The sequence below is a fragment of the Legionella maceachernii genome, assembly GCF_900167045.1.
Classification (GTDB): Bacteria; Pseudomonadota; Gammaproteobacteria; order Legionellales; family Legionellaceae; genus Tatlockia; species Tatlockia maceachernii.
Genome location: NZ_FUXJ01000002.1, coordinates 315,932 through 340,059, shown reverse-complemented (window position 1 = coordinate 340,059; position 24,128 = coordinate 315,932). Strand labels below are relative to the sequence as shown.

The window sequence follows — 24,128 nt, the reverse complement described above, 5'->3', positions numbered from 1 at the left end:
TTCCAACTTAGGAAGGCTAATCGGTTAAATTAAATTCAAATCGACATGTGCGAAATTGCGCTTTCGCCGCAGCAATATCGTCATGGATTTGCTTAATCAAGGTCTCTACTGATGAAAATCTAACCTCATCACGTAATTTGTGCAAGAAAAACACCTGTAACATCTCACCATACAAATTGCCGTCAAAATCAAATAAGTGAATTTCAAGTATATTTTTCGTTCCATCAACCGTGGGTCTACTCCCTAAATTTGCCACACCGGTTAACCACTCACCCGTCGCTCTGCGAACCTTGACACAAAATACCCCCTTTAGAGGTAACGCCAAGCGATGCATGGTTAAATTAGCGGTAGGAATACCCCATTGTCTTCCGCGTTCATTTCCCTTAACGACTCGGCCGCAGAGGCTAAACGTTCTGCCAAGCAGTGCAGATGCATGCTCAAGGTGCCCTTGAGCCAATGCCTCTCTGATTTTAGTTGAGCTTACGCGATGGTGATTAATCGAAAAATCAGGAAAAGTCTCAACAACACATCCTTGATTACCACCAAGTCGTTGCAGTAATTGGACATCACCTAACCGCTTATATCCAAAGCGAAAATCTTCTCCGATTAACACATATTTCGCGTGCAACCAGGAAAAGAAATAACGCTGGACGAAATCTTCAGCCGGAAGCGAGGCAAAAGCTTCATTAAATTTAAGACAGCACAGATAGTCGACTGCACAAGACTTCAGCACCTCTGTCTTTTCACGTAAGCTTGTCAGCCTAGCAGGTGCTTGCGGCCCTCGAAAATATTCAGCAGGCTGTGGCTCAAAGACGAGAACCGCCATAGGTAATTGAAGTGCATCAGCTTGTGCACGTAACGTAGCGAGTAACGCTTGATGCCCAAGATGGACTCCATCAAAATTTCCAATAGCCGCTACACTGCCATTCGCAAAATAAGGAACCTCAGTCAGTCCACGCAACAGCTTCATATTTATCAAAATCTAAAAAGAAAAGATTATACCGAGTTTATCCTCGATTGAAAAATGTAATAACCTAAAATCAGGGCAAACGCATCTAATTTTTGCACAGAAATACTTATCTTTTTGCCTACTTGCCACGCTTTAACGCCGGTCCTACAATCCAATCAGATCAGTTGGTAATTATAGCTCAACGGCAAACAAAGAGTTCACATAGCTTAATTAGAAAAACTCTTCTGGATAAACAGAACTCCCCGTAATGGTAAGTTTTTTATGCCTGACTTTACTTCCACGCACCAATTTGACTTGACGCACAGGGACATTAAAGCCCTTGGCTATATAGCTTAATAGTGCTTCATTTGCCCTTCCTGCAATAGGTGGAGCATTTAAACGGATTTTAAGCGCGTCACCGTATACACCTACTATCTCAGTCGTTTTTGCCCCAGGTTGCACATAGACACAAATCGTGATGACGTCAGCCTCGTGTTTATACCACATTAGCAGCATTCTCCTAAAAGCATTATTCTTTCGACCTCCCTAAGGAGCCAGTGATGGAGAGACTCCTAGATTCTTTGGATAATCCGTGTCCTTCGCTTTTGCTTAGGATGACAGAGGTATTGTCGTCCTGAGCGAAGCGAAGGATCTCCTTGATGGAGTTACTGCCAAGAGTTGGGAGGTCACGTGCGAATTAAATTTACTCCCGAGTAAAGACACCTAAAAGTACTATATCAAACCCAATAGTCTGCGTTCAGCGCTTTGTACCCTGCAAATAGGCAAAAAGATAAGTATTTCTGTGCAAAAATTAGATGCGTTTACTCTGCCCTACTCGACCTACTCCGCTAAAATTTTATATTTTACCTTTTTTTGATTAATATGTGTTAACGCGCGATAATCTTTGCGCAAATCGTTTCGTTAAATAGGTCTGGAGTAATAGCAATCATGGAAAGTGCTTTGGTGTGTCTTATTCTCTTGCTTTTAATGGTTGTGTCCGGAGTTATTTCGCGATTTATACCCTCACTGCCTACACCCATTATTCAGATTAGTTTAGGGGCTTTTATTGCTCTTTTTTTTCCAGTTTTTCACATTGGCTTCAATCCTGAATTGTTCATGCTGTTATTCATTCCACCGTTGCTTTTTAATGATAGCTGGCAATTCCCTAAACGAGAATTTCTATCGAATAAACGTGTTATTATTACTTTATCCATTGGTCTCGTTTTTTTTACTGTTGCAGGCATTGGTTACTTAGTTCATTGGCTCATTCCAACACTGCCATTACCCGCTACTTTTGCTTTGGCTGCAGCCTTATCTCCTACTGATGCAGTCGCCCTAAGGTCAATGACTGCCAAGGTAAGAATACCCGAGCGAATTCTACATATCTTACAAGGAGAAGCACTTTTAAATGATGCTTCTGGGCTTGTTTCATTTAAATTTGCTGTCGCTGCTATGCTCACTGGCGTTTTTTCATTGAGTAAAGCAATGACTAGTCTTATTCTCGTTGGTTTTGGTGGAATAATCGTTGGGGTTATTTTAACTTATCTTTTCATTACTCTGCTTGGTCAATTGACGCGAAAAAACGAGCATGAAACAACCACTGAAAATTTGCTTTTATTACTCTTACCTTTTACCGCCTATCTGACCGCGGAAAAATTAGGCTTCTCGGGAATACTGGCTGCAGTTTCTGCTGGCTTTACAGTGGATAAAGCAGGTTTCTTAGATAGAACCTTAGCAAGAATGCGTATTGAAGGTCATTTTGTTTGGGGGATGCTTGATATCACTTTAAATGGACTCATTTTCATTCTCTTAGGATTATATCTACCTCATTCCATCGAGTTATTAGCCAACACCGGCTACAGCTTGTTCGATTGCGCAAAAATGGTTGCTCTCATCACAATAACCCTGGCTTTGCTTCGCATGCTTTGGATTTATTTAACCATTCCTTTTGAAGTTTTAATCGCTCGGCATCGTCATACGACTTGGCGTTGGCCAAATTTACGAATCGTTACCGTCATTTCTTTGGGCGGAGTACGGGGGGCCATTGCTTTAGCCGCTATTTTATCTTTGCCCGCGTTAATGAATGATGGATCTCCTTTTCCGGAACGCGATCTTTTAGTGATTTTAGTCGTTGGTGTCGTTCTTTGTTCTCTGCTTATCAGCACAGTAGCCCTTCCTTTAGTTTTGCCGGGACTAAATACGCTTATTCATAAATCGTCTAGTAATGAAGAAAATGAAGCCCGTATTGCTGCAGCTCAAGCAGGGGTTAAGGCCATTGCCAATCAAATGCAACTTTTGTGTGCAAACGCCAGTGAGCAAGATGCAGCGCTCTGCCTGGAAGTAGGTAATTCGCTTATAGCCGGCCTCAATTATTACATTGCCGCAAATATTGGTGCCGAAGATGAAAAATTAACCAGCATGAAAGCAATAGAATTTGAACAGCAACTCCGACTTTCAGCCCTGGAGGGTGCGCGTCAAGAATTACGCTTGCTTAGAAAGCAACGTAAAATCAATAACACCACGATGATGACAATCATTGCTAGACTTGATTTAAGGCAACTTTCTACCGTAAGCAGTACTCCGCATAAATTTAAATTAGAATAGAAAACTAGTTCGTTTGCTCATAGGAAGAATAGAATGATAGGATGGCTAGTCAGAGTGCTTTTCGTTATAGCGGGGTCAATAACCGGCTTGTTTGTGTCTCGTGACGCACTGAATTTCTCTGTTTTTCAAATGGTCATAGCTGTTTTACTTTTCACACTCCTTGTGAGTATTGCTGCATTTTGGTCTACGCTAGTTAACTGGTATAAGCAGAGAATAAAAAAGAAAGAATAATGCTTTTGATACAATCTAAAATTTAACGAAAAGCTCCGATATCCAAGATACTTAACAAGACGAAGTGTCATGAGTATATAATAAGCAGTTTGGCAATTCTTAAAGTATAATTACTTAGCTTGAACAATCATCTTATAGAGAACCACCATGGCTCAACCACTTATTCCTATTACACGTAAACAAGCCCTGGTATTCGCTTGCTTTCTAGTGCTTTACGAATTTCTTACTTATGTGGCAAACGACATGATCATGCCAGGCATGCTTAAAGTCGTTGAATCATTTAAAGGACCAGAAACTGCAGTCGCTACCTCTCTTACTGCCTATATTTTAGGAGGGGCCAGTTTGCAATTATTCCTTGGACCCATTTCTGACCGCTATGGCCGACGACCTGTTATGCTTTCAGGTGCTTTACTCTTTCTTCTTTGCACCGCAGCGATTGCTTGTTCTAATTCGATTGATCAATTTTTAGTTGCCCGCTTCTTTCAAGGGATGGGCTTATGTTTCATTGGGGTTATTGGCTATGCCACCTTGCAAGAAATTTTCGCGGAGATGGATGCCATTCGCTTAATTGCCATTATGGCTAATGTGTCAACAATCGCACCCCTCTTAGGGCCATTGCTGGGAGCTGCTTTTATTCACTACTTCAGTTGGCGACTGATTTTTGTGCTTATCGGTACCTTCGCTCTCTTTGCACTTTGGGGTTTATGGCGATTCATGCCTGAACCAATTGGGCAAACTAAAAGGGATGGGCAAAAAATTCAACGCGTCTCATTGGCACCGCGAACTGTTTTCAATAATTATAAAAATTTATTCACAAATGCCCCTTTTATGTTTGGATCAATCGCTCTCGGGTTAATGGGATTACCTTGTGTGGCATGGATAGCCCTTGCCCCGGTCATTTTAATTGCCGATGCAAAATTATCTGTTATCCAGTATGGTTTATGGCAAGTGCCTTTGTTTGGAGCGACCATCATGGGTAATTGGGTCCTTCAGCGCTTGACTCACCGTGGTACCGTGAAAAAAATCCTCCGTCTGGGCTCCATTATTTTAGGAGTGGGTTTACTCGCGAGCTTTATCCTTCCGTTTGCATTAAGCAATTCTTTTATTTGGTTGCTACCGGGTTTCATTATCTACTTTTTTGGATTGGGCATCGCTGGCGCACCACTCAACCGATTTATTCTTTTTTGTACCCCCGTTGGCAAAGGAACCACTTCTGCCTTGATGAGTATGATTGGGATGTGTACTCAAGCTGTGGGAATAGAAATAGCGAATCATTTATATCAATCGCATAGTAATAGCCTGTTTGGTTTTTACTGCGCATTGACGGGTTTCGCGTATTTTATTTTTTTAACGGGCGCCCTCCTTCTCACAAAGGACAATGAAAAGATTTGAAGTATAGAATGCCTCAGAGACTTGTAGTTATTCATAAAGCAAGCTACAAATGAAAGGTAACTACAAAAAAAGGATAACCATGAAACTTTACTATACTCAAGGTGCTTGTTCACTTGCTGTACGCATTATCATTAATGAAATCGGATTAGATTGTGAATACGAATCTGTTGATCTAAAAACGAAAAAAACTGAGAAAAACAACGATTTTTTATCCGTTAACCCAAAAGGTGCCGTACCTACTCTTCAATTAAATGATAAGCAAATTCTTACTGAAAATCTTATTATTCAGATGTACTTAGTGGATGAATTTAAAGCAACAAAATTATGCCCTCCAATCGGAGATTTGTCGCGTTACACGGTGCTCGGATGGTCAAATTACATTTCCACTGAATTGCACAAGACTTTTGGTAATTTATTCAATCCAGCTATTACTTCTGAAATGAGAGAAAAAATTTTTATCCCTGCAATTAAATCAAAACTCAGTTATGTTAATAAACAGCTGGGTAAAACGAATTTTATAGCGGGCGATCACTTCACGATGCCAGATGCCTATTTATTTGTCATGCTTTTATGGGCTTCTAAAATGGGAATTGATACCAAAGAACTCACTCATTTAACACGCTATTTTTCAGAGCTACATCACAAACCATCGATTGTTAAATCGCTTAAAGAAGAAAGTTTAGAAATGGCTGCTTAGCAATGGCTCTATCAGTCCGTATGACTTAGGTTATACGGACTACCTCTGGTTATTTTTTAAAAAATCAATTTCTTTGTGACCAAAGTAAACCGTAATAATCGTTCCTATAATAACCAATATTGCGCCTAATAATGTGAATAAATTAGGAACGTAATCCCAAATTAGCCAATCAAAAAACCCGCCAAAAACAACAATCAGAAAAACAAGCGGAGACATTAAGCGCACGGGAGCCGTAGCATAAGATAACGTAGCAAAAATCTGATAAGAAGTTCCAAACACCCCAATTGCCAGCAAAAATAGCCAAATCTCAGATGACTCTGGGGATTCCCACTGAAGAGCTGCCACAAAACCCGATGCTAACGTACTGATCATAAAGTAATAAAATAACATTTGTTTCGTAGAACTGCTCTTACTGATGATCCGCATTTGTACGATAGCTAGGGCGGTCAGAAAACCAGAAGCAAGTGCAATAACGGAGGCAAAAGATAAAATTTCATGGCCTGGATTAAGAATTAATCCTACTCCTAAAAAACCTATTATAATCCCTAAAATTGCTTTTTTAGGCGTTTTAGCGCCAAGCAGAGCCCAGGCAATTAATGGAACGAATAGAGGCGCAGTATTATTCAATAAAAGCGCATCGACAAGTGGAAGAAATTTTACAACATAAAAAACACAAAACAATGCCATTAATCCTGCTAAAATTCGCACTACGTATTGCATTGGGTGCTCTACCTTTAAACGGAATGTTTTATCCGTAATAATCCAAGGGAGGAGAATCATTAAACTAATGGCAAATCGGAAAAATATTAACTGTGAAGTGGGTAATAAACCCCCAATTTTTTTAACAAAAACAGACATCGTCGCAAAGGAAAACGCGGATATCACACCATAAAGTAATCCTAACTTTAAACTTTGTATTCTTTCCAATTACTCTTCCACATTTGCTACAGTCTAACCTACACTATGTATTACTTCCTGCAAAAGAGCAACCATCACCGTTAAAAATATTAAGCTATCCTATTGATTTTGCTTGATAAACTGGATTGGTTGTACGTAAAAAGATTTGAGTGAAATAAAGTTTCCCTTTTTTGTCTCGTGCTAGCCCTATACCCGTCAAATTATAATTTCCCATAATATTTCGCCGATGGCCTGGACTCGTTAACCAATTGCGTACAACCTCTTCTCCGTCTCTATAATTGTAAGCGACATTTTCAGATCCTCCCTGGCACTGTTTAATTTTGGCAAATAGGCGATGAATGCGTTTGTCAAAGTATTTGTGTCCAAAGGGGATAGCATGTTTGGCCATATCACGACTATGTTTTGCTGCTTCTTCTGACATTAACCTATTGAGTTTGAGCGGTTTTAAACCGTGTTTAGCTCGATACGCGTTCACATAAAATAAAATGGCTTTCTGATTGGCGTTATCAATCGATTCCGGTTTGCTTGTTTGTGTTGCTGTGGTCAATTGGCACAAACTCATTAAAAGGAGGCCAACGATTGCTATTCTTATTTTTTCCATACTGATCCTCATTTTTTCTTTCTGTTTTAGAATCATCAATGATGGTAAAAAATATTTCTCTTGTCCAGAGTTTAGGATTAAAAACGATCTAACATTTCAAAAAACGAGCAATAATTCTCCTGTTAAGTGATAGCTCACCTTAAAAAGTGAACTATCACTACCCCATAAATTACGCTTTAAATTGGGGCTTATGCAGTGTAAACGGTAAATGCTTATTCAATGATGCTGTGAGTTGTTTTGCTGCAAAGAAACTTGCATCGACTTGCGTGCCCACAGCAATACATTGCTCACCTGTATTGTTGCAAAAAATGTCATTGAACCTAGATGAATTAGGAAAAGGCATGTCGGTGTATTTTTCCCACATTTTTCCAGCATTGTTGCTCGTAAAAACAAGTGGTTTTAAAATAGGAATTGTGGTGATACGCTTGGTTTCCCACCCAACAGCAACACAATGTTTTCCTGAATCATCGCAATGGATCGAATTTAGAACATGTTTACCTTCTTTTTGGGTAATTAAATTCATACCGTCCCAATCTAAACCACCATTATGCGTAGTGAAGGAAAAGGGCTGGAAGGCAGCGGTATAAAAATCATAGATATAACCAATTGACGTACATTGCATGCCTGCTCCATCACACGCCACATCCACAAACGTACTTACATTACTCTGCGTTTCTTCCATCGGTAATACAATGGGCTTGCTCCAATGCTCCCCGCCATCTTGAGTAGAATAAGCCACTGAGTGACTTGAATATCGATCACCGAAAAAAGACGTTGATATGACAGAATTACCCACGGCTACGCAGTTCCGGCCTGAGAAATTACAACTAACCCCTGATAAAAAGGTGCCATGATAAAATGTAGAAGGGGCTTGATAAAAGGGCTGTTTTAATGCGCTAAATAGTTTCCACGTTTCCCCCGCATCTTTGGTGGTATAAATCAATGGAGTGGCTTCATTGTCGCCAGCTAAGCCGCCAGCTATTGTGCAAACAGTGCCTGCCTGATCACAAGAAATCGCGGTAAATAGAGAGTCATTTTCATAAATTTGGTTTCTGTCAATTCCTTTGGGGAGTGATAATGTCTTAGGGGTGCTCCAAGTGACACCACCATCTTTCGTTGTGTACACCACCGGAGTCGGAACGCGTTCAATAATGGCGGAGCTGGTCACGATGCACTGTTGCCCAGATTCATCGCAATGGATATTGGCCGGATTTGGACTGTCGCTTAAAACAGGAGTAATTTCTTCTTTGGGGGATGCTAAAACGGTGGGCTCACTCCATGTTAAACCGCCGTCTTGGCTCGCATACGCTAAACGCTCATGCAAATGGTATTCGCCACCAAAACCAACAGCGACGCATTGTGTGGCCGTTTTATCACAAGATACTGCATCTAATCTTTTTAAAGCAGTGTTTAAATGCAAGTACCCATTTTGATAAAAAGAGTTTTCTGCAAAACACGATGCCGACATACAAGCCACAAATAACAGCGTTAAGCGCATGGATTTTTTCATAATGGTTCCTTAAGCGTAAAAATCGCTCGTATTATGGAAAAAATAATCTTTAAAGAGAAGGAGTTTTTTAATAACACACTCAAACTCCAGAGTAAAAGACTAAATTTACGCTCAGATTGTGATCACTGCAGCACCAGTAAACCGTCCATGACGAAGATCGTCAAGTGCTCGATTCACCTCACGTAAAGGATAAGTATGAACCTCTGTTTTGATTGGAATTTGAGGTGCTAAAGATAAGAATTCTTCACCATCTTTTCGTGTTAGATTGGCCACAGAACATAACGTACGCTCCCCCCAAAGGATAGCATAAGGAAAACTTGGGATATCACTCATATGAATGCCTGCGCAGACTACCGTTCCTCCTTTTGCTGTGTTACGAAGCGCCAGTGGAACAAGGTCACCTATTGGAGCAAATATTATCGCGGCTTCAAGGAGTTGCGGCGATTTTTGCGCTGAATCTCCCGCCCAAGTTGCTCCTAATTGATAAGCAAACTCTTGTGCAGCACGATCACCAGGGCTGGTGAATGCATAGACTTCTTGATCTTGATGGCGAGCGACTTGTATCAAAATATGCGCTGCGGCACCAAAGCCATATAACCCTAAATGTTTTGCTTTGCCGGCTTTTAAAAGAGCACGATAACCAATCAATCCTGCGCAAAATAAAGGTGCAGCTTGATAATCAGGGTAGCCTGCTGGTATTGGAAAGCAGAAATGCGCATCAGCTACGCAATACTCTGCAAAGCCACCGTCAATCTGATAACCGGTGAAGCGAGCTTGATCGCAAAGATTTTCACGTCCTGATAAACAAAATGGGCACGTTCCACAGCTCCCACCCAACCAGGGAACCCCAACTCGCTGGCCAAGTTCAAATCCTTTGACTTTCTTACCGAGTGCGTCAATATGCCCCACAATTTGATGCCCTGGAATGAGAGGAAGCTTAGGATTTTCTAGCTCGCCATCGACAACATGTAAATCAGTACGACAAATTCCACAAGCACTCACCTTAATGCGCATTTGATGCGGTTGCGGTTTAGGCTTTTCGACCTCAGCATACACTAGTGGTTGCCGTGGTTTTCGCATGAGCATTGCATGCATGAAACGTCCTTATTTTAACCAAGCTATACTTTATAAGAATAATACAATACGCATAATTCTTTTAGAAATTAGGATGAGATGATATGGAAAAATACATCGACCGATACGAAGCAGGGACAATGCTTGCCGGGCTACTAAAAGACTATGCAAACAAGCCAAATACCATTGTATTAGCTTTACCCCGCGGTGGCGTTCCTGTCGCTTATGAAATAGCAGCGACTCTTTCAATCCCTCTTGATGTTTTTATTGTTCGGAAATTGGGGGTTCCAGGACATGAGGAACTTGCAATGGGTGCCATTGCGACTGGCGGAATCGTTTTTTTTAATCACCAAATCATCGATTCTTTAAATTTGCCTGAGACGGCTATCCAACGCGCGATCAATGCGGAAGAAGCTGAGCTTAAACGACGTGAGTCTGTGTACCGCCAAGATAAGCCTCCCCTGCAACTCAACCATAAGACGGTTATTCTTGTCGATGACGGCGTAGCAACGGGTGCAACCCTGTTTGCTGCGCTGAAGGCAATACGTCAATTACACCCCTCTTCGATTATCGTTGCAGTACCTGTCGCTGCTCGATCAACTTGCGAAGAGTTAATAGGATTAGCTGATAAATTGATTTGTCCGCTTAGACCCATTAATTTTTATGCCGTGGGTTTGTGGTATGAAGATTTTACTCAAACAACGGATGAGGAAGTATTTACACTGCTTACCAAAGCGAACCAAACCTTCCCGAATCCATCAGCTTAAGGATGAACTTATGAGTTTTACTGCAGGTATCGACCACGCTATTGCTATTCCCATTGCTGAAGCCGAACTTAATGGGATTTTACATATACCCAAAGAATGCATAGGCCTGGTGTTATTTGCGCATGGCAGTGGCAGTAGTCGTTTGAGTGTGCGTAACCAATACGTCGCTAAAGTCTTCAATAAAGCAAAGTTAGCCACGTTATTGTTTGATTTATTAACACCCGAAGAAGATGCCATTGACAATTTCACTCGCGAATTTCGTTTTGACATTCCCTTTCTTGCCTCTCGTTTGCTTGACACGACCCATTGGTGCTCAGATGAGCTCAGTGATTATTCTTTAAATTTTGGGTATTTTGGGGCCAGCACAGGGGGAGGAGCAGCGATTGTAGCGGCTGCAAGAAGACCTCAATACGTTAAAGCAGTTGTTTCTCGTGGGGGAAGACCCGATTTAGCAGGTGATAGTCTACCCTTGCTAAAAGCACCTACGCTTTTAATCGTGGGGGGGAATGATGAAGTGGTGATTGAGATGAACCAAGAAGCCATGGCACAAATGAACTGCATTAAAAAACTGGAAATAGTTCCCGGTGCGACTCATCTTTTTGAAGAGCCCGGCGCCTTGGATATAGTCGCCAATTTAGCGAAAATATGGTTTATGAAGCACTTGATCTAGGCCCTCTTCTTTACTTGATGTCCCGCGGGATGAAGAAGAGTAATCTATTTTAAAAGAGGTTTCATCGACCTCGAATGAGTAAGACAGGGGTCGGTGCAATTCTGATGACACTCTCTGCTACGCTCCCTAAAATGAAATGATTTAAACCGCGTCGGCCATGAGTACCCAAAACAAGCAAATCGGCAAGCCACACTTTAACTTCTTCAACAATTTTTTCAGCAAGCTTCCCTGAAAAAGGCTTTAACTCAACTAATTTGCAGTCAAATGCAATCTGCGCTTTGCGAATCTCTTCGCTCAGTTTATCTAAAAATTTCAAGCCTTCTTCACGATAGACTTGCCAAAGAGAAGCATAATCAACATGACTTTCAGTGGTATAAACGATACTTTCATCAATAACATGCACAATACGTAGTTCTGCATGTTGATCCTTAGCTAATCGAATGGCTTCTTGCAAAGCTAAATAGGAAATTTCGCTTCCATCCACAGCGACCATAATGCGTTGATAGATCATCGCAGCCCCATTTATGCATTTATTCAGGTCCTAGTGAACAGTATAGCTTAGGCTCATTTTTGAAATGACGCTGGAGGGCTATAGATTGGGGTGTTAATCCCAATAGAGATCAACACCCGATGTTTATTTTGCATGTGAAGGCATTGGACGTACAATCAACACATCGCATTCTGCCCCGTGAAGAATGGCATTAGCAGTAGAGCCAAGGAGTAGGGCTAACCCATGTTTCCCATGACTGCCAGTCACTATCAAGTCAATTTTCTTTTCTTGAGCGACACGAAGAATTTCGTTCTTTGTGGAACCAAATTCAATCATGCAATGCTTTTCATCCACTCCCAACTGCTTAGCTAGCGTGGCTAATTCTTTCTCGGCTTGCTCGCGTATTGACACTTCAACTTCAGCAAATCCAGCAAATCCTGGATAAGCATAGGCAGGAATCGGCTCAACAACATGAACGAGATATAATTCTGCTTGATTTTCATCAGCAATTTTCTTTGCTTTATGCGCGGCTCTAATTCCTACCTCATCGAAATCAGTCGCGAATAATACCCTTTTATACATGTTCTCTCTCCTTGCAAACCTCAAATTCACTAGAGCGCGGTTACACTCTAGGGATAAAGATAACAGAAATTTTTTATTCCCACCTTTGTCAGTTTACTATAAAATTTGCCCAAAGCGTAAGGTAGGTAATGCTAAATCCATTGATATATTAGTGTTGACTTTTTCATAAAATTTAGCTGAAAAAATTATGCAAAAAAGCGGCCAATTTTATAACCCTTAATAGGCTCAGGTCACGCCCTCGTAGAGAATTGTTTATGCTGTTAGACATACTTGGTGCAATTATTTCACTTTTATCCACTTATTATTTCATTCGCCTTGATAGCAAAGCTTGGTTAACGAGCTTGTTCGCTACATGTCTTAATGCTTTTCTCTATTGGCAAAAAGGTATCTATGCCGACATGATCCTCGAATCCTTTTATTTTTTTAGCACTTGCTATGGGTGGTATGTCTGGCAAAATCCAACTCCGCAACGAGAAAACATTCGATCCCTTTCTAAAAAACATTGGTATTTACTGTTAGTCTTGCTCCCGAGTTGCTTCCTACTGATAAGTACTTTGCTTGTTATGTTTACCCGCTCTGATGTAATAATACTCGATGCGCTCACTACCTCACTAAGCTTAGCTGCACAATGGTTAATGTGTTACAAAGCAATCGCTACTTGGATTTTTTGGTTTTTTACCGATGTCATTTATGCTTACATGTACTTGCACAAGCAATTGCCTTTTCATTTCCTACTCATGCTTGTGTACATGGGAATGGCTGCAATTGGCTATTTAACATGGTGGAGACGCAATCCAGTTAAGTTAAGCAATAATGGAGATTGGGCCTTGGTCCAACCCAAGCGAGCTGTCTCTTGATCACCTGTTTGCTTACGCCCCCTTGTCCGCAGATCTAGCCTTTTAGCGCAGTGCTCCTGAATCCCACGGACAAGCCGCGGGACGCCGAGCGCTGCTGGACTGGGTTTCAGGGATGTGTAGATGATTCAGCCCAAGTGAGGAGGAAACAGAGCCCAATGTTTGCACAAAGCCAATCTCATGTACTCTTTTAGCCAATTGCCTTTAAGGAGCCGACTGGTCTAATCCAAGGATTAAATTTCGCAAGCTCAGTAGGTAGCATTTTGATTGCAGCTTGGGCTTGCTCTACTTGACCAAACTCACCAATGGTCAATACGTACCAATCCAAACCATCCCGTTTGGTTAAGCGAATTTTTGCATTCGCAGTCATCTTATGGCTATTCACAAAATGCATGACGTCATCTCGCTTACGACTGGCTAATACCTGTATAGTAAATTGACCTTTTTTGGCATTTACTTTTGCAACCTTTTTTAAATTATTTGGAGGTTGTTTTGCAGAAGCAACTTTTGGCATTGGATTTGTTGGATGCAACGTTTTTGGAATCACAACCACCCTATCTCTAACCACTAATGAGTCATTGTTTTCATCTTCATCAATTGCAAAATCCAGCACCCGTTTAGGGGAGGGTTGCACTTGCTGTCTTACTGAAGCCGTTAACCACCCTGGTATTTCACTGGGTCTACTGGCAAAGGCTTGATTAATATCCGGTAATTGACTCACCAAAACCGGTTCTTTCTCAATAGCAGGAATTATAGGGACTAAAGAAGGTAAAGGTTGACTCACTTCTGCAACAAGCTCGGAGACATCGTACTCCATCTCATCTTGAAAACTTGCGGAGGAAGGTAGAAACTGATTTTGCCACAGATAAGACGAAGCCAGTAAAGCAATGGCGGCAATCGCTAAGAACCCCATATTCCTAATAAATGATTTGTGTCGTTCAATTAATTGTTCAGATTCAGAACAAAAATAATCCCTCATATGCGTGTTGATCCGAGCGATATTACCGCCGGTTAGCTGATAAAATTGCTCTAACCGCTTCTCACTCATTGACTTATCGAGGACTTTAGTGAAGGGTAATGAATTCAACACGTACGTTTTTGTTTCTGCTTCTGTTAAAACACCAGGCTCTAAAGTATGAATTAAATTGGGTTCCAGCTTATTTAAACTTGTAACTAATGAAAAATCAGAAATGAAACAAAGGTGAAAGAAGCCATTGTCTCCTTGATGTTTGAGTTCCAATAAAGCTTCTTGCAAAAAAGAATCTGATAAATTGTGCGCATCATCGATGATAATAAGCACATGCACCTTTCTATCATTAATTTGATTCACTAATTTTGCAAGGTTAATTTCTGAATCAATGCGAAAATGGAATACTGCATCCAGCTGTGTTAAGAAATCTTCCTGTGAAAAAGGCGCCACCGCCTTTATCAGATGCGTTTTAATTGGCGAATTAAGACTTAATTGCAGCAGCTCAGCAAAAGTCGTTTTACCAGCGCCTCGCTCGGCCAAAACTGCTATTATGACATTATTAAATAAGACAAGGTGATTAATATAATCAATCTTGGTAAGCCAAGAACTGGGCTTAAAAATTTGCTTGGCAACTGGGTTATCCCCCTCCTTGATGCCTGGCTCAATTGCCTCATTTTGCATGCTAATCTCCTTCAACTGCACTTTGTAATGATAAACGCAAACTATCTTCCGGTACATTGTCTTGAATGTGACAATTTCCCATTGAGCTCATCAATATAAAGCGCAAGTGCTTATTTTTAATTTTTTTATCTTGTGACATTAATGCACGTAACTCATTTAGGTCAATATCAGCAGGAATTCTGCGTGGTAATTTAGCCATCATCAATAGCTTATCAACGAATTGTAATGCTTTTTCTTCGAGTAAACCGAGCTGATAAGAAAGCAAAGCAGCACAATAAAGTCCAATTGCAACAGCTTCTCCATGCAACCACCGCTCATAATGAGTATAAGCTTCAAGCGCATGCGCAAAAGTATGACCGAGATTTAATAAAGCACGCTGCCCTGCTTCTCGTTCATCTGCCTGGACAATGTCCGCTTTAATTCGACAACTCTGACTAATGACTTCGGGTAGTTGGGCCGAATGGTTGGAATCTAGCCCCTCTTCCAAAGCAGCATAAACAAGATTAAGAAATTCACCGCCGGCGAGTAAGGCATGCTTAATGACCTCAGCAAGGCCAGCGCGGAACTCTCGTAAAGGGAGTGTCTTAAGCGTATTCAAATCGATAATAACAGCACTCGGTTGATGAAAACTACCGATCATGTTTTTTGCTTGAGGATGATTTATCGCCGTTTTTCCTCCAATCGATGCGTCAACTTGAGCAAGTAACGTAGTAGGTATTTGCAGGAATCGAACACCACGTTGATAGGTCGCTGCAGCAAATCCTGTTATATCCCCAACAACTCCTCCTCCTAGAGCAATTAAGGTGGTATCCCGGTGATGATGCTTTGCTATCAAAGCATCATAAATAGTAAATAAGCTTTGCTGATTTTTAAAGGCCTCTCCGTCTTCAAGAATAACAGTATCGCATTGCCTATCAGCAAACACCGCTTTTAAAAATCCAAGATAAATGGGAGCGACTGTTGTATTAGTCACGATGAGTACTTGCTTAGACAACACGTAACGATGAAACAGATTTTCGTCGGTTAACGCATTATGCCCAATCAGAATAGGATACTCATGTCCTGGTAGGCGAATAATCAGCTCTTGATGTAACTTAAATTTCGCCATAGATATATTTAATAATGTTGTTAGCTACTGCTTTAACCGTGAGTTTATCCGTTTCGAAACTAATATCTGCCAATTCGTCATAGAATGGCTCCCTCTCATCACGCAGCATGGCCAATCTGCTTTCTAAGTCATCCGTTTGCAGCAGTGGACGTTTAGTATCACGTTTTGTTCGCTCATATTGTTGCTGTATGGAGGTCTTAAGATAAATCACTGTACCGCGACCTGCGAGCGCATTTCTGTTTTCAGGGGTCATGACGACGCCGCCACCAGTCGCTAAGACAATATTCGTTTTTTGCGTTAATTCATCAATTACTTTCTGCTCTCGACGACGAAAACCTTCTTCTCCTTCAATATCAAAAATCCAGGAAATATCCGCCCCTGCGCGTTCTTCAATCACTTCGTCAGAATCATAGAACTCAAGCTTGAGCTCTTTTGCCAAAGTACGGCCAATTGTACTCTTACCTGCTCCCATCGGCCCAATTAGAAATATATTTCGTACTTTAACTATGCTCATTTTTAATTACATACCCCTTGACTGTAAACATGGGGAAAAATCAACCCCAGATTCGATTAACTAGTACGCTAAAAGGTCTTCATCGATTATTCAAATGAACTGAGCAATATCTCTAGAGACATTACTTAGTGAATTGACCCTACTCGCTTACCAAACTTGTCCAACTTAACACCTCCTGCAATCGCTTGCCTTTGCTTTTCCACCGTTACTACTGACAAGTTGTTCGTTATTATCCTAGGAGTAATGAAAATGAGCAACTCTTCATTTTTAACTGCGGTTATGCTATTTCTAAATAATCGCCCGACAACAGGCAATTCTCCTAGGAAGGGAACACGATTTAGTGCATTGTACTTATCTCGTTTATAAATACCTCCTAAAACAACGGTTTGTCCATCATTAATTAGGACACTTGTCTGTATTTCTTTTGTTAAAATGGAAGGAACGCCATTAAATACCTTGACAGACGGTATATCTTGACTGATCTGTAAATCCATTAAAATTTTACTGTCTGGTGTAATTTGCGGTGTCACCTTTAAGCTTAGTACTGCTTTCTTGAATGCGACAGCGGTTGCCCCACTTAATGTCGCTTCCTGATATGGTATTTCCTCCCCTGATTCAATAACAGCTGTCTGCTGATTCGTTGTTATTAGCCTGGGATTAGCAATGATTTCACCCTTTCCTTCGCTCTCAAGTGCAGAGAGCTCAAGATCGAGAAGTATACCATTACCCAATTTAGCTAATGCAATGCCAACCGAGGCTGGAGAGGCTGAAATAGGTACTGCAGCCAGATCAAGATTGAGGCGCTCGGCCAAAGGAACCTCTTCTTTCAATCCACTCGATGGCAATGACTGCTTCATGCCCTTTAATCGACCCACTAAATGAGTCGGCCCAGATACACCAAAACGGACGCCCAAATCCCTAGCAAAATCCTTCGTTGCATTCACGATGCGAGCCTCAATGAGGACCTGTTTAACAGGCACGTCGAGGCGTTGCACCAGCTCTCTTATTTTTTCAAGATGAGCTTTAATATCCTGCAACCAAATTGTGTTGGTTCTAGGATCCACACTTGCGCTACCTCGAGGAGATAACAGTGGCATTTTTGGATCTTTTAATAAATTAACAATATCAACTGCTTTTGCATAGTTAATTTGTAATAAATCTGATCGAAGCGGTGCCCAGTTTCTACGATCATTCTCCCTATTAAATTCTTTTTTTTCAAGCTCTATGATTTCATCAACAGGAGCTACAAACATCACATTACCTATTTTTCGTTTACTCAACGATCGAGTTGTAAGAATAATATCCAATGCCTGGTTCCAAGGAATATTATCCAAACATACGCTAATATTACCTGTTACTTTATCACTTACTACTATATTTATTCCAGTAAAATCAGCCAACAATTGCAGAACAGCCCTCACTTTAATATTCTGAAAATTTAAAGAAATGAGCTTATGCTTACTCACTTTCTGTTCATAGGAGGGCAAGCGAACTCTTTCCTGTTTCTTCACTTGGGTAATAGGATCCGGTTTTATTGTTTTTACACCGATGCTCTCTGCAGACAAGCATTCGTTACATAGTAGTAACATAAGAATCAGGATAATTTTATTCAAATCTATTCTCGCTATTTTCATACTCTATGTCGTTTTAAATGGCCTATTTTTTGTCAGGAAACCCCGGTTTTAAATAAAGTGTCATGACTTTTCGTTTTGATTGACCCGCAATAAAAATCTTTTCTTCTAAAAGAAGGTATTTATTGGTCATTTTCATCACTCGCCAGTTTGTTTTTCCTATCTGCTCACCCAACTTAATGGAAGAGGTTTTTCCATTAGAGTGGCTCAATATTGCCCAAAAAATTGACTTTCCTTTTAGCAATCCACTGTAACGTAGCTTCTCCATAACCATTTCTGGTGGAAATTGTTTTTCTCGAGAAGCTCGAACACTCACTTTATTACTCTTATTTCTTTCAAAAAATGGATTGAATTCAATCATATTAGCAGTAGAAAACGCGGGTAAAATCGCTAACTTTGAAATAGTTTTATTAGGCAAATAAGGCTCCATTTTACTTTCTCTTAAAGAAAGAGACAGAGCATCTTCAGCAGCATTACCCACTAATAACCAAAATAGAACCACAAATAAAACAATCCAATTCTTCATCTTTTTATTTCGTGTTTATATTGATAAATTTTTGCCTCTACTTCCATGCGCAATTGTTGAAAATTGTTTTGAGAACCATTGAATGAAATTTTTGTGATATCAAAATAATCAAATCGAATTAGACGATTAAAGTGTAAGAGTTGATTTAAAAATAATGCCAACTGGTGATATTTACCTATAACTATCATATGAATGCTTTCTTCAGTCAAAAAGGGATGTTTCAATTCTGGCTCGGGAGAAAAAACCTCTAACGTAATACCTGATTTAACACACGCCTCTTGAATGTCGACCAATAACTGATGAATTTCGTCTTTTTTAGATATCGTTTCTATTTTGCTTTCGTAATGATTTTTTAACATTAAACCCTGGACTTCTTCATTATCATTATTTGTAATTTTCAGTTTATTCTCATAATCCATTTTGAGGGAATTTTCTTGATTTACTAATTTTTTATTCTTCTCAAAATCTGGATGTAAAATAAGACAGTAATTTACCAGAATCAAGCTGATTGCCAAGGCGGTTAGCATCAGGCAGTGTAAGGAAATTGGCAGCTTGCTAAGATTTTTCAATCTCGTTTTATTAAAATTGATGTTTTTCATTTGGCTTCCATTTTTCCTTAAAAACAAGGGCAAAGCTAAGATTAAATTGGGCTTTATTTAAGCCATCAATTTTTTTCACTTCGAGTAAACTTGGATCTTTCATCCATGGGTTTTGTTTAATGTTTTTTATCATTGAAGCAATTAAATCATTAAACTCAGAGACCCCTTGCAAGACAACTTTGTTATTTTTAAATTGCATTTGATTAAGATAAATACCATGAGGTATTATTTTAGTGATTTCACCGAAAAAATTAACAACCAAATACCCTTCTTCATCCAGTTTTTTCTTGAACAAGATCCGCTTAATTATTCCTTCTTTTTTCATTTTTATTTTTTTTATTTCATTTATTTTTTTATTTAAGTAGGTGATTTTACGTTCAATATCTTTAATGCATTTTTCTTTTGAATCATTAAGTTTTTTAATATGAGAATGGATCAGAAGAAAAGCGAATATAATCAATATGAAAATAACCATCGCGACTGCAAGTAAATTTCTTCTTTCTCTATTGCGCCTAAATTGTCTCCAAGGCAATAAATTAATCTCAATTAACATGGCATTTGCCTTATAGCCAAACCAAAACTCACTAAAAATGAAGAGGAAAGAGAAAACTTTTCGCCCTTTGGCGTGTTTGGAATATTAGCGTGGTTAAGCAAATTAATAACAAGGGTTGAAATGTTCAATTCTGCCTCAACGTATTGAGCAAGCTTATTTAACTCAATCCCCTCTCCGGCGACATAAATCAAATGAATTGCTCCATAATGGCCATTAGCCAAAAATAATTGAATATTCCTTTTTAAGTGCAACAAAGCTAAATCAGAGAAAAGTCTCCATGACTTGGACATTATTTCTTGGTTAGATAGGAACGATTGCTCAGCGACAAATTTTTTTTCTTGCTCCGTCAGTGTTTCTAGCAAAGGCGCGATGTCAATCTTTTCATCGCGCGTGTAAATCACTCTACCGTTCGTTACAATGCATAGGCGCATGAATGGATAACTGATATCGACCACCATGATCACTTTTTCGAAGCTACTGCGATTAATATAATTCAGCGCACGCGCCATGGCATAGGATTCGATATCGACAAGAATAACCTCAAGACCTGCACTTTTAATCGCTTCAATACGTTTAAGGATAGGTTCACTCTTAGAAATGACCAGCAACACATTCACCATGCCAACTATTTCACTATCACCTAGGACAACAAAATCGACGAAAATCGCTTCTGATGAAAACATAAGTAATTTTTTTGCTTCGTGAAAAGCCAGCTCTTCAAGTTCAAGATCGGTTAAATTGTTAACAAATTGGATTGTTTTACTCATGATCATTGAATCGGGAACAGCAAGCGCTACATGCCTCGTTGTTGGATTCATTTCTGATAGCAGGGTTTTAATCGTTAAACTGAGTGTATCACTGTCAATAATGCCCCCGGCTTCCACCACGTTCGGTGGCAGAGGCTTATAACCACAAGTTTCTACACACAGCGTTTCACCCTGGAAGGAGAGTTCAAGCATGTTGATTGATGTTGGACCAATATCCATACCAAGCACTGAACGAGTCTTGGATTTGAATCGTTTAAACACGATAACTCCATTATTTTTTACGAGTTGGACAATAACTGAATCACTTTTCCATTTCAGTTTTTCAGCGCGACCATCATAGCTGAGTTCTTGATGAAAATAAATTTCTTATCACTCATTTTTTTAAATGAATGAGTATGAAAAGGATACTTAGTAACCCCCAATAATCTTACTGCCTAATAATTGTTCTCATGGCGTTATTTCAGTACAGAAGATAACGAGGATGTTAAAGTGGTACCAATTCACAATTACCAGGGAGTTTTCTATGTCTTTCTAAAACGATTGCGGTGTTGTATCCACGCCTTGCGTTCCAGCACAAGCTATCGAAAAAAAATGCTTACCCTCTTTGAGTTGGCATTCACTAAGAAAGAATTGCCAGTGAAGATAACGATTAAAACTATTGTTGATGCGCATAAAACAGAAATTAAAGAAATGTGCGAATTACGCCAAAAAATAGCTGCTTTTGCGCGAAGAGTAGCTGACTTAGAAGAAGAGAAAAAAAGGTTACTTCAATCCGCTCAAGAGCAAGAAAAAAATTTAAGGATTGGAGGACACCAGTCGAGAAAATGAAGAGCGGTTAAGCGCATTGGCGCGTAAAAAATGAGACACAATCGGTATTTTACTTAATAATTCGCAAAATACTATTAAATGGCGCTATAATCAGCACATTCAATTTTAATCATTTAAATTATTCCTCTCATGAAAAAAGCAGCATACTTCTGGCGCAAAGGCATTTGGGCATTGGTTAGCCTTTTTTTCCTTTTTATAGTCTGCGCCAGCGTGCTTTACTTATACCTCGAAAGTCAACTTCCAAGTGTCGAATCGCTTAAAACAGTCCACTTGCAAGTTCCTTTGCGCATCTATACGCAAGATGGGTTACTGATTCAAGAATATGGTGAAAAACGGCGGATACCGGTTACTTACGAACAAATCCCGCCTATGCTGATTCACGCGATTTTAGCAACAGAAGATCAGCGTTTCTTTGAACACCCCGGTGTGGATATTTTTGGCTTAGGCCGAGCTACTGTACGCATGATTCAAACAGGCACAAAGTCGCAAGGCGGTAGTACTATTACCATGCAAGTAGCCCGCAATTTCTTTTTAACGCGCAAAAAAACCTTTTTACGCAAGTTCAATGAAATCTTGCTTGCCATTAAAATCGATCGCGAATTAAGTAAAGAAAAGATTTTAGAGCTTTACCTGAATAAAATCTATTTAGGAAACCGCGCTTATGGCGTGGGAGCGGCGGCAATGGTGTATTATGGCAAGACCTTAAAAGAATTGAACTTGGCTGAAATTGCTACGATAGCCGGCTTGCCCCAAGCGCCTTCAACGCAAAACCCTATAGCTAATCCACTGGCAGCCAAAAAGCGTCGCGATCATGTACTAGAGCGCCTGCTTGAACAAAAATTCATCACTGAAAAAGAATATCAAGAAGCGATAGCTCAGCCTATCACGGCTCAATACCACAGCACTAACGTACAGGTTAATGCGCCTTATGTCGCAGAAATGATTCGTCAATCCATGTTTGAACATTTTGGGCCTAAGGCCTATACAAAAGGTTACAAAGTATACACGACCATTAAAGGCCCTTTGCAAATCGCTGCCAATCAAGTGGTAACCAATAATCTGCTTGCCTATGATCGTCGCCACGGTTATCGCGGTCCCGTTGCTAACATCAGTGGCATGGAAAACCAATCAGTGGATTCCTTACACAAAATCCTGGCTCAGTATCCGGTGATCAATGATCTTGAACCCGCAGTCATTTTAACGGTAAGTGAAAAAGAAGCCACCGCTGCCACTCGCCATGGGCTAAAATTCACTATTCCTTGGGAAGGATTATCCTGGGCAAGGCCTGCACTTAAGAACGGTTGGATGGGTAAAGCGCCCACCAAAGCCAGCCAAGTCGTTGCGGTAGGTGACATTGTCTACGTGCGTAACCAAAATGACCAATGGCAGCTCACTCAGATTCCTCAGGTTGAAGCAGCACTCGTTGCGCTCAATCCAAACAACGGTGCCCTTGAAGCTTTAGTGGGTGGATTTAATTTCCAAAAGAGCAAATTTAATCGGGCCACTCAATCCGAAAGGCAACCCGGTTCAAGTTTTAAACCTTTCATTTATGCGGCTGCTTTAAATAAAGGCTATACTCTGGCCACGCTTGTGAATGACGCTCCTGTGGTGGTTGATGATCCCAGCCAAGCCAACTTATGGCGTCCACATAATGATAACCTGACTTTTAATGGACCGACGCGACTTAAAGATGCTTTAGTTCGCTCGCGCAATTTAGTTTCTATTCGTGTCTTAGACGATATTGGATTTGACTATGCGATTGACTTCATTAGCCATTTCGGCTTCCGCAAATCGAGCCTTCCTAAAGCGCTTTCCTTAGCGCTAGGTAGTCTTTCTGTAAGTCCCTTGGATCTGACGACTGCTTATGCCGTTTTTGCTAATGGGGGCTATAAAGTCGAACCTTACTTAATTGATCATATTACCGACAATGACGGTAAAATTCTTCTACAAGCCAAGCCCACGATTGTTTGCAAAAATAATTGTGATCCTTCCAAAGTTGATCCGTCTAATCTAGCGCCAAGAGTGATTCCAGAAGATATCGCCTTTTTAATGAACACCGCCTTAAAAGACGTCATCCAACATGGTACAGCACACGCTGCAAAAGTTTTAAATCGTCAAGATATTGCAGGTAAAACAGGCACAACCAATGACCAAGTTGACGCGTGGTTCGCCGGCTTTAATTCCGAAATTGTCGTCACCACTTGGGTTGGTTTTGATACACCTCAATCGTTGCATGAATATGCTGCAAGCGTAGCATTGCCTTTATGGATAGACTTTATGAAAATAGCGCTAGAAAATACATCTGAGCAAGAATTAACTCAACCGCAAAATGTGGTTGCAGTACGTATTGATCCAGTCACAGGATTGCTTGCTAAAAATGATCAACCCAATGCCATTACTGAGTATTTTCGTGAACATGACATCCCTGGGGCCGAAGAATCTTCTTCATCGACTTCGGTATACAGCGATCCCACCGTCACCGCTGAAAATACCACTGTCCAAGCTGCAGCAAATTCACAAGAACAGGACAATTTATTTTGACCCGAGTTTAGGCTTGGGTCTTTTGTCTTTTGCACCTTTTCTTATTACCCTTTTTTGATTATTAATTTGAC

At 40.3% G+C, this 24,128-nt stretch carries 24 protein-coding genes; 8 read left to right on the top strand and 16 right to left on the bottom strand.

The features are described from left to right. Nucleotides 1-16: 16 nt before the first annotated feature. Nucleotides 17-970, bottom strand: a complete 954-nt coding sequence (gene ribF, locus B5D33_RS01500) for a bifunctional riboflavin kinase/FAD synthetase (RefSeq protein WP_058452540.1) — start codon at nt 968-970, stop codon at nt 17-19. Between the two features lie 210 nt (nt 971-1,180). After that, nucleotides 1,181-1,456: a DUF167 domain-containing protein gene (locus B5D33_RS01495; protein ID WP_058452539.1), complete on the bottom strand. Its 276-nt coding sequence runs from the start codon at nt 1,454-1,456 to the stop codon at nt 1,181-1,183. A gap of 441 nt (nt 1,457-1,897) precedes the next feature. Here B5D33_RS01495 and B5D33_RS01490 point away from each other — a divergent pair, with 441 nt between their 5' ends. The 3 genes from B5D33_RS01490 to gstA all read left to right on the top strand — a co-directional run bounded on the left by B5D33_RS01490 (nt 1,898) and on the right by gstA (nt 5,873). Further along, a complete protein-coding gene (locus B5D33_RS01490; RefSeq protein ID WP_058452538.1) occupies nt 1,898-3,553 on the top strand; it encodes a Na+/H+ antiporter in 1,656 nt (551 codons plus the stop codon). Between the two features lie 378 nt (nt 3,554-3,931). Continuing rightward, nucleotides 3,932-5,176, top strand: a complete 1,245-nt coding sequence (locus tag B5D33_RS01480; RefSeq protein WP_058452536.1) for an MFS transporter — start codon at nt 3,932-3,934, stop codon at nt 5,174-5,176. A 79-nt stretch (nt 5,177-5,255) separates the two neighbouring features. Continuing rightward, entirely contained in the window at nt 5,256-5,873 is a 618-nt protein-coding gene (gstA, locus tag B5D33_RS01475; RefSeq protein WP_058452535.1) for a glutathione transferase GstA, read from the top strand. Nucleotides 5,874-5,912: 39 nt separating this feature from the next. Here the strand turns inward: gstA and B5D33_RS01470 are convergent, their stop codons facing one another. The 4 genes from B5D33_RS01470 to B5D33_RS01455 all read right to left on the bottom strand — a co-directional run bounded on the left by B5D33_RS01470 (nt 5,913) and on the right by B5D33_RS01455 (nt 9,997). After that, nucleotides 5,913-6,800, bottom strand: coding sequence for a DMT family transporter (locus B5D33_RS01470; protein ID WP_133140965.1), 888 nt, complete (start codon nt 6,798-6,800; stop codon nt 5,913-5,915). Nucleotides 6,801-6,885: 85 nt separating this feature from the next. Then, on the bottom strand, nt 6,886-7,392 hold the full coding sequence (locus B5D33_RS01465; RefSeq protein WP_234802428.1) for a CAP domain-containing protein: 507 nt from the start codon (nt 7,390-7,392) through the stop codon (nt 6,886-6,888). A gap of 169 nt (nt 7,393-7,561) precedes the next feature. Further along, entirely contained in the window at nt 7,562-8,902 is a 1,341-nt protein-coding gene (locus B5D33_RS01460) for a sialidase family protein (protein WP_058452533.1), read from the bottom strand. Nucleotides 8,903-9,013: 111 nt separating this feature from the next. Further along, the gene (locus B5D33_RS01455; RefSeq protein ID WP_058452532.1) at nt 9,014-9,997 is read right to left on the bottom strand and encodes a zinc-dependent alcohol dehydrogenase family protein; all 984 of its coding nucleotides are present in this window, start codon (nt 9,995-9,997) and stop codon (nt 9,014-9,016) included. Nucleotides 9,998-10,080: 83 nt separating this feature from the next. Between B5D33_RS01455 and B5D33_RS01450 the strand changes: the two genes are divergently transcribed. Beyond that, nucleotides 10,081-10,743, top strand: coding sequence for a phosphoribosyltransferase (locus tag B5D33_RS01450; protein WP_058452531.1), 663 nt, complete (start codon nt 10,081-10,083; stop codon nt 10,741-10,743). Between the two features lie 10 nt (nt 10,744-10,753). Next, on the top strand, nt 10,754-11,413 hold the full coding sequence (locus tag B5D33_RS01445) for a dienelactone hydrolase family protein (RefSeq protein WP_058452530.1): 660 nt from the start codon (nt 10,754-10,756) through the stop codon (nt 11,411-11,413). 61 nt (nt 11,414-11,474) lie between these two features. Here B5D33_RS01445 and B5D33_RS01440 read toward each other — a convergent pair whose 3' ends face one another. After that, nucleotides 11,475-11,924: a universal stress protein gene (locus tag B5D33_RS01440; protein WP_234802427.1), complete on the bottom strand. Its 450-nt coding sequence runs from the start codon at nt 11,922-11,924 to the stop codon at nt 11,475-11,477. 123 nt (nt 11,925-12,047) lie between these two features. Further along, a complete protein-coding gene (locus tag B5D33_RS01435) occupies nt 12,048-12,485 on the bottom strand; it encodes a universal stress protein (RefSeq protein WP_058452529.1) in 438 nt (145 codons plus the stop codon). Between the two features lie 254 nt (nt 12,486-12,739). Here B5D33_RS01435 and pnuC point away from each other — a divergent pair, with 254 nt between their 5' ends. Continuing rightward, on the top strand, nt 12,740-13,342 hold the full coding sequence (gene pnuC, locus B5D33_RS01430) for a nicotinamide riboside transporter PnuC (RefSeq protein ID WP_058452528.1): 603 nt from the start codon (nt 12,740-12,742) through the stop codon (nt 13,340-13,342). A gap of 187 nt (nt 13,343-13,529) precedes the next feature. On the opposite strand, the gene B5D33_RS01425 is transcribed toward pnuC, so the two are convergent. The 8 genes from B5D33_RS01425 to pilM all read right to left on the bottom strand — a co-directional run bounded on the left by B5D33_RS01425 (nt 13,530) and on the right by pilM (nt 20,949). Next, the gene (locus B5D33_RS01425; RefSeq protein WP_058452527.1) at nt 13,530-14,990 is read right to left on the bottom strand and encodes an AAA family ATPase; all 1,461 of its coding nucleotides are present in this window, start codon (nt 14,988-14,990) and stop codon (nt 13,530-13,532) included. Between the two features lies 1 nt (nt 14,991). Further along, a complete protein-coding gene (aroB, locus tag B5D33_RS01420; protein WP_058452526.1) occupies nt 14,992-16,098 on the bottom strand; it encodes a 3-dehydroquinate synthase in 1,107 nt (368 codons plus the stop codon). Next, nucleotides 16,085-16,612, bottom strand: a complete 528-nt coding sequence (gene aroK / locus B5D33_RS01415) for a shikimate kinase AroK (protein WP_045098899.1) — start codon at nt 16,610-16,612, stop codon at nt 16,085-16,087. The genes aroB and aroK overlap by 14 nt, the downstream gene beginning before the upstream one ends. 125 nt (nt 16,613-16,737) lie before the next feature. After that, entirely contained in the window at nt 16,738-18,225 is a 1,488-nt protein-coding gene (locus B5D33_RS01410; RefSeq protein WP_234802426.1) for a type IV pilus secretin PilQ, read from the bottom strand. Between the two features lie 43 nt (nt 18,226-18,268). Next, complete coding sequence (locus B5D33_RS01405) at nt 18,269-18,769, bottom strand: pilus assembly protein PilP (protein WP_058452524.1); 501 nt, start codon at nt 18,767-18,769, stop codon at nt 18,269-18,271. Next, nucleotides 18,766-19,368: a type IV pilus inner membrane component PilO gene (locus tag B5D33_RS01400; RefSeq protein ID WP_058452523.1), complete on the bottom strand. Its 603-nt coding sequence runs from the start codon at nt 19,366-19,368 to the stop codon at nt 18,766-18,768. Before B5D33_RS01400 ends, B5D33_RS01405 begins: the two co-directional genes overlap by 4 nt. After that, complete coding sequence (locus B5D33_RS01395; RefSeq protein ID WP_058452522.1) at nt 19,349-19,921, bottom strand: PilN domain-containing protein; 573 nt, start codon at nt 19,919-19,921, stop codon at nt 19,349-19,351. The genes B5D33_RS01400 and B5D33_RS01395 overlap by 20 nt, the downstream gene beginning before the upstream one ends. Then, nucleotides 19,915-20,949: a type IV pilus biogenesis protein PilM gene (gene pilM / locus B5D33_RS01390; RefSeq protein WP_058452521.1), complete on the bottom strand. Its 1,035-nt coding sequence runs from the start codon at nt 20,947-20,949 to the stop codon at nt 19,915-19,917. Before pilM ends, B5D33_RS01395 begins: the two co-directional genes overlap by 7 nt. Nucleotides 20,950-21,177: 228 nt before the next feature. On the opposite strand from pilM, the gene B5D33_RS01385 reads away from it, so the two are divergent. Then, nucleotides 21,178-21,516, top strand: a complete 339-nt coding sequence (locus tag B5D33_RS01385) for a hypothetical protein (RefSeq protein ID WP_058452520.1) — start codon at nt 21,178-21,180, stop codon at nt 21,514-21,516. 129 nt (nt 21,517-21,645) lie between these two features. Continuing rightward, nucleotides 21,646-24,057, top strand: coding sequence for a penicillin-binding protein 1A (locus B5D33_RS01380; RefSeq protein WP_058452519.1), 2,412 nt, complete (start codon nt 21,646-21,648; stop codon nt 24,055-24,057). Nucleotides 24,058-24,128 lie beyond the last annotated feature (71 nt).